The organism is Bacillus sp. EKM208B, from assembly GCF_011800725.1.
In the GTDB taxonomy this organism is placed as follows: Bacteria; Bacillota; Bacilli; order Bacillales; family Bacillaceae; genus Bacillus; species Bacillus velezensis.
Genome location: NZ_JAANHO010000004.1, coordinates 390,603 through 406,338, shown reverse-complemented (window position 1 = coordinate 406,338; position 15,736 = coordinate 390,603). Strand labels below are relative to the sequence as shown.

At 44.2% G+C, this 15,736-nt stretch carries 2 protein-coding genes; both read left to right on the top strand.

Annotated features, from left to right (window positions below):
• Positions 1-25: 25 nt before the first annotated feature.
• Positions 26-8,737 carry a type I polyketide synthase gene (locus G9F75_RS09820; protein ID WP_167409078.1) on the top strand — a complete coding sequence of 2,904 codons (8,712 nt, stop codon included), beginning with the start codon at positions 26-28 and terminating at the stop codon, positions 8,735-8,737.
• Complete coding sequence (locus tag G9F75_RS09815; protein WP_167409077.1) at positions 8,730-15,734, top strand: SDR family NAD(P)-dependent oxidoreductase; 7,005 nt, start codon at positions 8,730-8,732, stop codon at positions 15,732-15,734. The genes G9F75_RS09820 and G9F75_RS09815 overlap by 8 nt, the downstream gene beginning before the upstream one ends.
• Positions 15,735-15,736 lie beyond the last annotated feature (2 nt).

The following is a 15,736-nucleotide window of genomic DNA, read 5'->3' as shown; positions in this document are numbered from 1 at the left end:
ATTTGTAAAGGGGATGAAGATTTTTATGAAAGAAGCCCGTCATATTAGAAAAAAAGTACTTTCTGACATAGAAAGCGGCATCATTTCTTTGGAAGAAGGAGTAAAGCGGATACAGCAGCTTGGTTCTCATTCCGCAGGGGGTAACGGACAGGCGATATATTATCAGACGGTCTGGCAGCGGACAGATCTCAGCATTCATGTAAAAGGCGGCCGACGTGAGGGCAGCCTTTTATTATTTGATAAAAATGAAATTGTGAGAAATGAACTTGCTGCATTGCATGATACAAGGGTTATTTTGGTTAAGCCGGGGAAAGAGTTTCGAAAAACCGGGGACGGTGTATTTGAAATCGACCCCCGCTCTGAAAGAGATTACATAAACCTGTTAGGATGGCTTATAGAAGAAGAGAAGTCAGATATACGGGAAGCGGTGCATTTATGGTCAGACATGCCGTTTGAAAAGACTGAGAGAGCGATTCGTGAACAATGCGACAGCGGAGTCTATTCTTTGTTTTTACTGCAACAGGCGCTCTTCAAAAATAACTGCCGCAAACCGATCAAGCTGTTATACGGATATTTTTCGCATCTTTCTGGAGAACAGCCTCTTTACGCGGCGGCAAGCGGATTTTTGCGGACATTGCAGCTGGAAAATCCGTTAATCTCAGCAAAAAGCATTGAATTGGAGCAGTCAATAGCAGCCGTTCACGCGGCTGATATCATACGCAATGAGCTGAGTGATTTCCAGCCTTCAGATGTAGAGATCCGTTATAAAGACATGCAGCGTTATGTTAAACAGCTCAAAACGTATGAACCCGAAAAAAATTCCCGAAGCGGAGATGTGCCGCTGAGAGAAAATGGAGTATATATTATCGCGGGAGGCGCGGGCGGATTAGGATTTACCTTTGCAGAATATTTGGCTTTTCAAACAAAATGCTGCCTTGTTTTAACGGGGAGATCTCCGCTTTCAGATCATATAAGAAAACAGCTGAGACGATTAGAGGATGCCGGTTCTTCAGCTGTTTATGTTCAGGCTGATATTACCAATAAGGAAGAAGCCGAATATGTAGTCAAAAAAGCCAAAACTTCTTATGGAAAAGTAAACGGGGTCATTCAGGGCGCGGGAATCATCCGTGACTCTTTCCTTCTTAACAAGTCACGAGAGGAATTCGATCAGGTAATCAGACCGAAAGTATTGGGTACGATGTGGCTGAATGATGCTGTTGAGAAAGAAAATCCTGACTTTTTCATTTGCTTCTCCTCTACTTCCGCAGTGTTGGGAAATGTCGGGCAATCTGATTACGCGTTCGGAAACAGTTATATGGATCATTTCATGAATATGCGTTCTGCCCAGGATTCTGATACGATTTCTCTCTCTCTGAACTGGCCGCTGTGGAAAGAAGTCGGCATGCAAGTGGATGAGCGCACGGTAGAGACAATGAAAAAGGCGGGTTTTTATCCTTTAGAAAAAGAAGAAGGTAAAGAAGCGTTTGCAGTCGCATTGTCCTCCGGTTTTTCGCAATTTACTGTATTTTACGGAGATGAGCAAATTGACAATCATGTTCATCAATTATATGAACGAAAAGACAATATTCAGGCAGATGAAGGAACAGGGAGAAATATCGAATCATTTGATTCAGAGAAACTGACAGCTGAAACATCTGATTTTATTATAAAAATGATTGCTGCAGAATTCAGGATGCCTGCGGACAAAATAGATGCAGAAGAGGCATTGGAAAAATACGGACTTGATTCCGTTATGATTATCAATATGACGAATGAGCTTGAAAAACATTTCGGCGCGCTCTCAAAAACGCTGTTATTCGAATATCAGACTGCGGCAGAATTGTCACAGTATTTCGTTGAGGAGCACAGGGATACTCTTCTTCATAAACTCCGGTTAGGAGAAAACAGGAGCAGCACCCCATCTCAGAAGAAAAAAGACAATAAACAGACAGCCGAAGTTAACGGGAAACAGAAAATCCAGATGAAAAATCAGGTGCAGCAGCAGGAGAAGTATCATGACAATGATATCGCGATTATCGGTATCAGCGGACGTTACCCGATGGCAAATGATCTTGATACTCTGTGGGAAAACTTATTGAACGGTAAAGACTGTATAACTGAGATACCTAAGGATCGGTGGGATTCGGGGCTGCACTATCAGCCCGCAGCGGGCGATGAAGTAAAAAACCAAAGCAAATGGGGGGGATTTATTGACGATGTGTATCATTTTGATCCGTTGTTCTTTAATATTTCTCCTGCCGAAGCTGAATTAATTGATCCGCAGGAGAGACTGTTTTTAGAGACGGTTTGGCACACCATAGAAGATGCGGGGTACGCAAAGAAAACGCTTGAAAGAAAAAACGTCGGTGTTTTTGCAGGGGTTATGTACGGCCAATATCAGCTGTACAGCGTTGGTCACGAAGCGGCCGTTTCTTCCTCATATGCATCAATCGCCAACCGGGTATCCTACTTCTTTAATTTCAGCGGGCCAAGTATTGCTTTGGACACGATGTGCTCCTCATCATTAACGGCTGTTCATTTTGCCTGTGAAAGTTTAATCAGGAATGAATGTGAAATTGCAATTGCAGGAGGCGTCAATTTATCCATTCATCCTCATAAATATGAACTCCTGACTCAAGGCGGATTTTTATCCAGTGATGGCCGGTGCAGAAGCTTCGGTTCAGGAGGAGACGGCTATGTGCCGGGAGAAGGGACAGGTGCCGTGCTGCTGAAACCCGTAAAAAAGGCTATTGCCGACGGTGATCAGATTTATTCAGTTATTAAGGCAACAGCCATCAACCACGGTGCTAAGACGAATGGATATACCGTGCCGAATCCCAAAGCTCAAAGTGAGGTCATTACGAGAGCCTTAAAAAAAGGGTTTATTGATCCAAACAGCATCAGCTATATAGAAGCTCACGGAACAGGCACCGCGTTAGGAGATCCGATTGAAATCACCGGTCTGACCAAAGCATTTTCAGGTGCCGAACGCGATAAGAAGACATGCGCGATCGGGTCGATTAAATCAAATATCGGACATCTTGAGGCTGCTGCAGGCATAGCGGGCATTACGAAAGTTATTCTTCAAATGAAACATAAAACAATTGTTCCGTCACTGACTCATTCTGCTGAATTGAATGAAAATATACCGTTTCAAAAAACACCTTTTTATGTACCGGACAGTGCCGAAAAATGGGAGTCATCCGTTCCCAAGCGTGCCGGAATCAGTTCTTTCGGGGCAGGAGGAGCTAATGCCCATGTTATTTTAGAAGAATTTGCGGATGAAGCTATCTCTCCTCTCGCGGCTGAAGAACCTGAACAGCTTTTATTTGTTTTTTCTGCAAAAAATGCCGACAGGCTGGCAGAATATGCAAAACGCGCAAAAGAACATATAGCAGCCAGAGATTATCCATTAGAAACACTTAGAAATACAGCATTTACTTTACAAACCGGCAGAGAAGAAATGCCGCACAGATTGGCTGTTATCGCCTCCACAAGAGATGAATTGCTTAAAGGACTGACAGACTATACCCTCGGAAACGCGATGGATCATATTTTTACAAGCGGCAAAGACACAACAGAAGCAAAAAGGATGAACAAAGCTGAGATTGAAGAAGCAGCCGCAAACAGGGATCTTGTGAAGATTGCTGAATACTGGGTTGGCGGTAACGGGGTAGATTGGCCGTCACTTTATAAAGATGTTACTCTGAGACGGGTATCAGCACCCGGATATCCATTTGCCAAAGAGCTATGCAGAATAGATGCGCAAAATACGGGAAGCCGCCGGATGAACGGTAATAACGATCTGCATCCTTACATTTCATGCAATATATCTGATTTTAAAGCACAGAAGTTTCTTATCAATGTAAGCGATACCGATTTGTATATAAAAACAAAGTATCGAGACAAGGAAATGTTTCCGTTTCTCAGCCAGATTGAAATGGCGAGAGCTGCCGGAGCAATGGCTTCAGGGAATCCGATTATTAAATTAACAGAGCTCTCCTTTAGAGAACCGATGGTACAAAGCGGAAGCAATGAGCAGATCCGGATTGTATTAACCCCGGATAATCAGGGTGCATCGTATTCTATAGAAAAACAGAGCGACTCATCCATTTATTCCTCAGGGCGGCTCGAATTAGAAGGCGGGGCGTACGAGAACGGAAATATTCATCTTGAGCCGTTCCTGTCTCAGCGCGCAGACCGCATACCGTATGAAGCGTTTTATCAGCGGCTTGCCGAATTCGGATACAGCTGCAGTGACAGTCTGAAAGCCGCAGAGCACTGCGTCAGCAGGAACGGACAGGTACTTTTAAAGATAAAAGCAAAGGCCGGGCCGAAAGGGTGCATAATCAAACCGGAAGTTATTGAGAGCGTATATCAAGCCGTCATATACCTTGCGGGGGAAAATGCCGGAGAGCTCCCGGAAAATATTAAAGAATGTACGATTTTTGATCATGAGACTGAACCCGTTTATGTATATGCAGAACAAACTGAAGAAAGCGATTCGGCTTATGATGTGTATGTATTAGACAATGCCGGCGGGATTTTGATGGAACTGAGCGGACTGGTTTTTGGCGGAAAGCCTAATAAAAATGTACGTTTTTATGAGCATAAGTGGGATCAAAAAAACCCTCTGATTGAAATGAAAGATAGGGAGCCAAAAACAATTCTGGTCTTTGCAAAAGATGAAGCATTGGCTGGAGCTCTGAAAAATCAATCAGACAGCCGTGTCATTCTCGTCACGCCGGATCAGCGGCAGACCGATCAAAATCTGCTGACATTCTGTATAAACCCGGAAGTGACGTCAGATTACATTCGTTTATTCGAAGAATTGGAGAAAAAGGGGTTTTCTCCTGATGTCATCTTGCACACGGGAGAAACATTTTACGCGGGTGACCGCCTTCTCAGCGGCCTGGAATCAATTTTTTATTTATTAAAAGCGCTGAACGCCCGCAGTGACGCCTCTCTTTATCTTCATTCTCTGCTTCTTGTTCACTCTTTTAAAGAAGGCGTGAATGATCCGTATACGGGCGCTCTTGCAGGCTGTTTAAAAACGGCAAATATGTTGGTGCCATCCGCAGAGAATGTGAAGTCAATCGGTTTTTCAGAACGTATATCAATTGAAAAAATGGCTGAATTTTGTCTTAACGAAATGGTTTCAGGCGTGGAACGGCAGGCGGAAGAAGTTAAATATATAAATGACAAGAGGTATGTTAAGACATTAAAGGAGTATGTATTCAATCATACAGAGCACTCTCATCAGCTGAAACAGGAAGGGATTTACCTCATAACGGGCGGTTTGGGCGGTCTGGGCCTGATTTTCGCAAAATATTTAGCCTCTCAGTATCAAGCAAAATTAGTATTGACGGGAAGGTCACCGTTAACAGCTGATAAACGACATAACATTGACCGGCTGCAGGCGCTTGGAGGAGATGCGGTATATTATCAAGCTGATGCCGCAGATCAAAAGACGATGGGACGGGTCATAGAAGAAACGAAACGGACTTGGGGCTCCATTCAAGGTGTTATTCATTCAGCTGGTCATGCCGATGATCGGTTATTTACAGAGATGAATCTGACTGATTTTTCAGAAGGCATGACTGCTAAAATTGAAGGAACGGTATGCTTAGATGAATTAACGAAAGATGAGCTGCTTGATTTCTTTATCGTATTTTCTTCTATTTCTTCGGTCTTCGGAGATTTTGGACAGGTTAATTATGCGTTGGGCAATTATTTTCAAGATCAATATATAAATTGGAGATCCGAACAGAGCCGCCGGCAAGAGAGACAAGGCAAGAGCATTTCGATTAACTGGCCGTTGTGGCGTAAAGGCGGAATGCATTTAAACAAAGAAGCTGAAGAAGCATATCTTTCCGCATCCGGGTTTGATTATTTGGAAACGGAAGAAGGGATAGCGGCTTTTGAGACGATTTTGGCAAGTGACTGTCCGCAAATTTCGGTTGTTACCGGGGATGCCGAAACGACACCAACAAAAAAAGATCTGCCGCATCAAAAAGTAAATACGCTTCCGGTTCGTCAAGAGGAAGTTTCTTATACAGCACCGGCTTATACAGACAATGTCCTGGAAGAACTGAAGCAAATGGTATCGGAATTATTGAAAATTAACATTGAACAGCTGGATACGGCAGAGAATTTCGGCAATCTCGGCTTTGATTCTATCAGTTTGAAAACATTAGCTGTCCGGCTGAATAAAAAATACAAGCTTAAGCTGACACCTGCCGTTTTCTTTACTTACAGCCATATTAAGTCTCTTTCAGAATTTCTAAACAGTGAACTGCGTACTGTTGCAAAAGGGAATACAGATGCAGAAAAAAACATTTCTGAAAAAAGGAAAGTAGTGCACGCTGGGAAAACCGCCGGGAAAACCGTGAAGCCGCCGCGAAGTTTTCCGTTTGAAAAAAAGACAACAAGACAGGCTGACCATCATCCAGAGAAGCAGCCAGTTGCCATTATCGGGATGAGTTGTGTTTTTCCGGGATCAAAAAATGCAGATGAGTTTTGGATCAATTTAATCAATGAAAAAGATTTGATTCAGGAAATTCCCCCGGATCGCTGGGATTGGAAAAAATACGCCGAAGGCAAAGGAAGCAGCGAAGTACATTCGAAATGGGGCGGCTTTATCACAGATGCCGATAAATTCGATGAGGCGTTTTTCAATATTAATCCGCGGGAAGCAGAACTCATGGATCCTCAGCACAGAATTTATTTGCAGGAAACCTGGAAAGCGATAGAAGATGCGGGTTACAAAGCTTCAAAGCTGTCTGGAAAAAATATCGGGGTGTTTACGGGCATTCAATTTAATGATTACCGCCAGCTGCTGATGAGGCATTCGGACGGGGCGCATGCGTTTGCGGGAACCGGAAACAGCCAGGCGCTCATCAGCAATCGTGTATCCCACTATTTTAATTTCAGAGGTCCGAGTGAGTCCATTGATACAGCCTGCTCAAGCAGTCTTGTAGCAATCCACAGAGCTGTGCGCTCGATTCAAAATGGCGAAAGTGAGCTGGCGGTAGCAGGCGGGGTTTCGCTGCTCTTAGATCCAGTCACGCATATGTATACTGATAAACTCGGTATTTTGTCTAGGGACGGCCGGTGTAAGACGTTTGATAAACTTGCCGACGGTTATGTCCGCGGTGAAGGTGCAGCTGTTCTGTTATTGAAACCATTGCAAGCGGCAATGAATGACAGAGACAATATTTACGGAGTCCTGAGAGGAACCGGAGAAAATCACGGAGGAAGATCTGCTTCATTGACCGCTCCGAACCCGGAAGCTCAGGCTGAACTGTTAACGTCTGTTTACAAAAATGCCGGTATTCCTGTTGATACGATATCTTATATTGAAGCACACGGAACCGGGACAGAACTGGGAGATCCGATTGAGATTGAAGGCTTGAAAAAAGCGTTTGGATCTTTTGAGCCGCATCCAGGAAAGAATCATGACCAATATTGCGGCATCGGTTCAGTAAAAACGAATATCGGTCATTTAGAGCCCGCCTCTGGAATGCCGGGGCTGATTAAAGTATTACTATCCATGAAGTATAAAACATTGCCTGCCACACTTCATGTCAAGGAGCTGAACCCTTACATTCAATTAAGCGGAACACCGTTTCATATTGTCAATAAAACGATGAAGTGGGCCAGATTAAAAGATCGAAAAGGAAATGAAATTCCGCGCCGTGCCGGAGTCAGTTCCTTTGGATTCGGCGGGGCAAATGCTCATGTCATCGTGGAAGAATTTGAATACGGCCAAGATAAAGCAGTAACTGCCGAGCGGGAACAAATCATTGTTCTATCGGCCAAAACAAAGGAAAGGCTGATGGTTAAAGCCAAAGAGTTAACAACATTTTTACATGAAGAACGATCAGTTCAATTCAGTCAGCAAGAGGTGCAGGAACGTGATTTACAAGAGGCGGTTCGGGAAGCGGCAGCGGGTATCCTGCGTTTAGATACCGCAGATATAGATGCAAAGACACCTCTTTCGGAATTCGGATTTGATCCGTTGGCTTATTCCGAATTAATCTCTTTTATAAACCAAATGTACGGCACAGAAATATCACTTGACATATTTCAGGAATTAAAGACACTGAGCGAGCTGTGCCGCTATATCAGCCGCATCCGGAATCAATCAGCTGATAAACCGCATAACGGCAATTTTAGAGAAAAGTCCGGATTCGGTCTTGAAGAAATAGCATATACGCTGCAAACCGGAAGGGAACCATTTGAATGCCGCCTTGCGATCACTTGTTCGAATGCCGGAGATCTTCTTGAAAAATTAAACGGTTACATCCAGGGGAGCAGGCTGCAAGGTGTTTATGAAGGAAATGTAACGGATTTTGATAGTCTGTACGCTCCTTTATTCGGCGGCCCCGAAGGTCATGCATATGTTCAATCACTAATTCAGCAAAACAAGCCGGCCAAACTGGCTCAGTTGTGGACGATCGGTTGTGAAATCAGCTGGGAAGACTTGTATGAGGAGGAACTCAAACCGGTTAAACTGTCTCTTCCTCTTTATCCTTTCAGCAAGAACAGACATTGGATTCATTTAAATAAAGATGAAGCGCAGAAGGCTGAGGCTTTCTCGAACACTGAGCTTCACAACTCAAATAAAGATACAGCAGATGGAGAAATCATGTCGCTTCTTGAAAAAGCACAAACAGGTGAGATGAATACGAAAGAGACGTCAGAGCTGATAGAGGAGTTGCTTTTCCATGAATGAAAAAACGATGCAAATTGAGCAAATCGTGAAAAAGGTGAAAGAAGGCAGCCTGACGCCTGAAGAAGGGCTGGAATTCATTAAGAGCTTGGGGAAAACCCATCTATATGAAATGGTATGGGATAGACATGAATTTAAAGGCAGTAAAAAATTCCCGCATACGAAAGAGCCAATTTTATTTTTTTGCGAAGACGACAGCATGTATACCGTAATGAAGAGACAGCTTGAAGGCTATGAGGCACCTTTCATTTACGTGACTTCCGGCGAGCGTTTCGAAGATTGCCGGAACGGTCGTTTTACAATGAACTTTACAAAAGGTGAGGATTATGATGCGTTATGCGGGGTTCTGCGTTCTCAAAATATAAGACCCCGCCATATTATTCATTTTTTGGCTGCCGGGATCTTCAAAAATACAGAAGATGCAATGAGAAAGCAGCTCAATAAAAGTCTGTATTCCTTGTTTCACATGTTTCAGGCCTTCATGGCGAACAAACTTTGTCCGAAAGCAGAAATTTTGTACCTGTATGAAAATACCGAGGGCGAGGTTCAGCCGATTTATAACGCGGTTGAAAGTTTTCTTAAGACCGTACAGGCCGAAAATCCGAATTTCACATGTAAGGCTGCAGAGCTGAAATCAATGTTAGACGAGCCGTTTACAAAGCAGCATATTGCAGATGTCATCTCTTTTGAATGGAACAATCAATGTAAAACGGACCACTTTACCTGCTATGAGCCGAGGCATTATTATAAAAGGCAGCTTCAAAGAGTAAAAAAAGAAGATGGGGAGAAACATAGTTTCAGTGTAAAAAAGAACGGTGTGTATTTAATTACGGGAGGAGCCGGCGGTCTCGGGTATCTGTTTGCTGAATATCTGGCGAAACAGGCAGAAGTCAAGCTGGTATTAACCGGGCGTTCCCCGGCCTCCCGTGAAACGGCGCAAAAATTGAGCGCTCTTGAAAATCTTGGCGCTGAAGCCTTATATGTCCCGGCAGATATTTCAAAGGAAAAAGAGACGGACGCTTTGATTAAGCACATTAAGCAGACATTCGGAGAATTAAACGGAATTTTGCACAGTGCCGGACTTGTTAAGGATGCATTTATCATAAAAAAAACGAAAGAAAGCATAGAAGAAGTTATAGCGCCTAAAGTATTCGGAACCGTTTGGCTGGATAAAGCAGCTGAAGAAGAGCCTCTTGATTTCTTCGTTATGTTTTCGTCCCTTTCGGCCGTTCTGCCTAATGCGGGTCAAAGCGACTACGCCTTCGCTAACGGATGTATGGATGGATTCACTCAGTATCGAAGCATTAAAGGACGTCCCGGGAAAACACTTTCTATTAATTGGCCGTTATGGGATGCGGGTAATATGACAGTCGGGCCGGGAGAGCTGCAAGCTTTAAGACATGCAGGGCTGGAACTTTTATCCGCCCAAGCAGGGCTTGCCGCTTTTCAGGACAGTATGAGCCGCTCTGCTTCTCAGCTGGCTGTTATCAGCGGAGACAAAGATAGAATAAGTGAATTACTCTCAACTGATCATAAAGAAATAGAGACTGTGCCTGAAAACAACAGTAATCTGCCGCAATTAAATGAAAAAGATCTGAAAAAGCAAACGGTCCGTCTTTTGACAGAGATCGTCGGTGCGGAAACGGGAAGACCGGCGGACAGTATTTTACCCGAGGATACGTTTGACCGTTACGGAATTGATTCTCTCACGATTTTAGGTCTTAACTCCCGTCTGGAAAAATATTTTGGAAGAGTGTCTAAGACTCTTTTCTTTGAATACAGCAGTGTTGAAGAGCTGTCAGAGTATTTTCTTGAACACTATCATCATGAGTTGAAGAAGGCGTTTTTACCGGCAGCCGAACAGCGAATTGATCATTCGGCGCCGGCGAAACGGGAGAAGCTTTCCGTTTCCCGCATACCATCCGCACCTTCCGAGGAAGATATTGCAATTATCGGTATAGCCGGCCGCTACCCGATGGCGAAGGATGTGGAACAGTTTTGGGAAAATATTTCTTCCGGAAAAGATTGTATAACGGAAATACCGAAAGAGCGCTGGGATTTTCGGAAATATTATCACACAGGTGACAATGCCCGTCATGACAGCAAATGGGGAGGTTTTATAAAAGACGCTGATAAATTCGATCCGCTGTTCTTCTCAATTTCGCCCCGTGATGCCGAGTTAATTGATCCTCAGGAACGGTTATTTTTAGAGACAGCGTGGCACACGTTTGAAGATGCGGGTTACACAAAGAAAAAGTTGAAACGGCATAAGACAGGTGTATTTGTCGGCGTCACCTACAGCCACTATCAGTTATTTGCAGCCGGTGCTTCAGATGATGAGGAACGTCAGGCGCTCCTGTCTTCTTATTCGTCTATCGCAAACCGGGTGTCATATTTCTTTGACCTGCACGGACCCAGCCTTGCAATTGATACAATGTGTTCTTCTTCACTTTCTGCTGTTCATTTTGCATGTGAAAGTATAAAAAGGGGAGAATCCACCCTCGCTATTGCCGGAGGAGTGAATTTATCCTTACACCCTGATAAATATACTTTGCTTTCACAAAATCATTTTGTTTCAAGCGATGGGCGCTGCAGAAGCTTTGGAGCGGGAGGAGACGGATATGTGCCGGGAGAAGGAGTCGGGGCCGTTCTTTTGAAATCGCTTTCTGCCGCGAAGGCTGACGGGGACAGGATTTACGGTGTGATTAAGGGAACATCTGTAAATCACGGCGGAAAAACAAACGGATACACTGTGCCAAATCCGGGCGAGCAGGCAAACGTCATCAGTGAAACTCTTGATAAGGCGGGGATTGATGCAGACAGCATAAGTTATATTGAAGCGCATGGCACCGGGACATCTTTGGGAGACCCGATTGAAATTTCAGGATTAACCAAAGCTTTGCACAGCTCGAAAAGCGATTATCGTTGTGCAATTGGTTCGGTTAAGTCAAATATCGGACACCTAGAGGCTGCGGCGGGAATTGCTTCTATTACAAAAGTGCTGATGCAAATGAAGTATAAACAGCTTGCTCCTTCCCTTCATTCCGATCACTTAAATCCTAATATTGATTTTGGGGAAACACCGTTTTACGTGCAGTCTGAACTGACCGATTGGGAGACGCCGCAAAATCAAGCCAGAAGGTCAGGCATCAGTTCTTTCGGCGCTGGAGGATCTAATGCCCACATTATCATCGAAGAGTATAAGAATGAAGAAAAGATGGAAACGTTACAGAGCAACAAGACGCAAATTATTCTGCTTTCTGCCAAAAATGAAGAACGGCTCAGACTCTTGATTGATGCATATATAAAAGAACTGGAGCCAAAAACGTCACTAGCTGATGCTGCGTACACCTCGCAGACCGGGAGAAACGCTATGGAAGAGCGGCTCGCTGTTGAGGTTAGCAGCATTGACGATCTTCGCAATAAGCTGACGATGTATTTGCGTTCAGATCATAAGTTAAACGGTTTATATAGGGGAAAGGCCCGCCGAGGCTCTGGTCAAAAGGATGCCATGTCAGCCGCTCACTTTAATAGTGCAAGAGAAATGGCCATTCACTGGGTGAACGGAGGAGACGTTCAATGGGAAGAGATGTACACTTCGGAATTGCCGAAGCTTATCTCTCTTCCTGCATATCCTTTTGAACGGAACAGATATTGGGTGCCTGCCGCAAAAGCTGCACAGAAACAGAAAAAAACAGGCGTACCGCAGAGTTTGCCACACGCACCGACTGACTTATCATTTGATGTATTAAAAAAATCGTGGAAAAAACAAAAGGCTGCGCCTTCCGCTTTTACGAAAGGACAGGTGATGATCCTGGCTAATAGTGAAAGTGAGCGGCTTGCATTCGAATTGTTTGATTCAGATCCTATGATTGAAGCCGCTGTCATTTGCGCAGATAACTGGGATCATTCGGATTGGGAAGCCAAAAAAACGGCTTTAGCGGTTATAGAAGAAAATCCGGAAATCATCGGCATGATTGACCTGTCAGATTTGCGGAGTGATCAAAACGGGGCACGCACCGGCACAATCGGGAAGCTGACACTGCTGCAGGAAATCATAAAGACACGTAAACAGCTTTTTGTTTTACATGTGACCAGAGGGCTGCAGACATTTCTGAATGACAAGCCGTCGTTAGCCGGAGCCGAAACAGCCGGACTATATAAAATGCTGAGTGCGGAGTATCAAAAGATAAAATCAAAAACAATAGATGTAGACGGGCATGTCGGGACTGCGGCGGAACTGAGACAGGTAATCACAGATGAAGCTTGCGCTGACGGTCTGTATAGTGAAATCTGCTACCGGAACGGTGAACGTTATATTCCATACGTCGAGAAATTACATGCAGCGGAAATAAACCGGAAACGATCCGGTCTGCCAGTATGCCGTACGGATCAAACCCTGGTTATTACAGGGGGAACAAGAGGGATCGGAGCAGAACTTGCCAGACATTATGCCGGCAAGGGAGTCAAAAAACTTGTGTTGATGGGAGTAACCGACCTTCCGGAATCTGATAAAATAGCCGGCATGTTAAAAGACACCGATGAAAAGTCACCTCTTTATTCGAAATTACAACTGCTGCATGAGTTGGATCAAAAGGGAGTTCAGGTGGAAGTGTATTCCGGGCCGCTCACGGAAAAAGAAACATTACATCGCTTCTTTTCAGAGGTGAGACTGAAGTTCGGCAAAATCGGCGGGGTGATTCATTGCGCTGGTGCAGCCAATCATTCGAATCCGGCTTTTATTCATAAATCTGATAAAGAAATAAGAGAAGTATTTGAGCCAAAGGTGCAGGGGATGCAGGTACTTCATGACATTTTTATTGATGACGAACTTGATTTCTTCATTTTGTTTTCATCTGTTGCGAGCGCTTTTCCTTTATTAGGCGCCGGAACAAGTGACTATGCCGCGGCGAACGCTTTTATGGATTACTTTGCGGCGTATCAGCATGCAGCCGGCAGAACATATTATCAATCAATTAACTGGCCGAGCTGGAAGGACATTGGGATGGGCGAGGTGACAAGTCCATCATATCAGGCACTTGGTTTACTTTCACACTCAACAGAATCAGGTATTGCCATGCTGGATGAAATGATGACGATAAACGGATACCCCTGCCTTATACCGGCAAAGACACATCCGGAGAAATTCATGCTGCAGCAGCTGCTTCAGACAAGAATTCAAGCTGCTAAAAATAACCCGGATGCTGAGGAAAAAGTGATTTCTGGTCAGGGAGACAATGAATCCATTATCAGGAAGTTAATGGAGATCTTTTCCGCGGAGCTGAAAATACCTTACGGGAATTTAGATCAGGATACGTCTTTTGCGGATTACGGAGTTGATTCAATCTTACTGGTTCAGCTTGTCAAAAAAGCGGAAGATGTATTTCAAATAAAAATTGAACCTTCAGCTTTTCTGGAGTATCCGAGTTTTTCACAACTGGGCGTCTATTTGAACGAGTTATTTGCAAGTGAGGGGATCAGTCCTCAAATTGATTCGGAAAACATTGAGGTTCGGAAAAAAGAGCAACATATAAATCAAAATGCTTCCGAAATACGGGACAACGGATCACAAATACAACAAACCAGTCTGAACCAAATCGCTATTATCGGAATGGGCTGTGAGTTTCCGGATGCTCCGGATACAGAAACGTTCTGGACAAATTTGAAGAAAGGACAAAATAGTGTCCGCGAAGTCCCGGCGTCGCGATGGGATATTTCTTCATACTACTCTGACACCTATGAAAAGGGAAAAAGTATCAGTAAGTGGGGCGGATTTCTTCAAGATATTGAGTCTTTCGATCCCGCGTTTTTTAATATGAACAAAAGTGAGGCATCAGAGCTTGATCCGTTAATCAAAAAATGCCTTGAGGTCAGCGTCCAGACATTGAGAGACGGCGGCTATACAAAAGAAGAAGTATCGAACAAAGAAGTCGGCGTCTTCATCGGTTCGCGGACCGGGACGTTTATGTCCAAAATAGGTTCCCCTTCAAAAAATACGATCGTGGGTATAGGACAAAATTTCATAGGCGCGCATATCTCACACTTTTTTAATCTGAAAGGACCGAATCTGGTTGTAGACACGGCTTGTTCTTCTTCATTGGTCAGCGTCCATCTCGCTTGTCAAAGCCTGATGTCAAAAGAGTCAGATATGGCGATTGCGGGCGGGGTTGACATTTTGCTGGATCAAAAGCCTTACGTCATGCTGAGTGAGGCTCGGGCGCTTTCACCTGAAGGAAAATGTCATACATTTGATGAGAAGGCAGATGGATTTGTACCGGGAGAGGGATGCGGCGCAGTCCTTTTGAAAAGACTTGATGACGCTCTTGCCGAAGGTGACAGAATTTACGCGGTAATTGACTCATCCGCGGTTAATAATGACGGACAGACAATGGGAATGACAACACCTAATCCGAAAGCGCAAAGCGCAGTGATAAAAAAAGCCCTGAAAAAAGGCGGAATTGATGCAGATACTCTCAGTTATGTCGAGACGCATGGCACCGGTACGATGATAGGAGATCCGATTGAATTAAAAGCGCTGACTGAAGTGTTCCGGGAGGTTACGGAAGAAACGCAATTTTGCGGAGTAGGCAGCGTAAAAACGAATTTCGGACATTTAATGAGCGCAGCGGGGATAGCGAGTATTATAAAGGTTGCCTTATCCATAAAAAATCAGATGCTCCCGCCGACATTACATTGTAAAACGCCAAATCCGCGTTTTAAATTTGATCAGTCACCATTCTTTCCGAACACGTCCTTAAAAGAATGGCGTCCCAGAAAAGGGGTTTTGAGAGCCGGAATCAGTTCTTTTGGATTCGGGGGCACGAACGCACATATGATATTGAGCGACAGCCATCTCACATTAGGATATGGAGAGACAAAAAGACACCCGCTTTCTCCGGTTATATTCAATAAGGAACAATGCTGGATCGACAATGGAGAAACTCCAGAAAAGGAAGAGTCAGAATTGCTGATTCCTTTACTTGATTTCAAAGAATTATAAAG

Bases quoted from the DNA above. Each gene is read 5' to 3' on its own strand.
- G9F75_RS09820 (WP_167409078.1), top strand. From the start codon at position 26: ATGAAAGAAGCCCGTCATATTAGAAAAAAAGTACTTTCTGACATAGAA.
- G9F75_RS09815 (WP_167409077.1), top strand. From the start codon at position 8,730: ATGAATGAAAAAACGATGCAAATTGAGCAAATCGTGAAAAAGGTGAAA.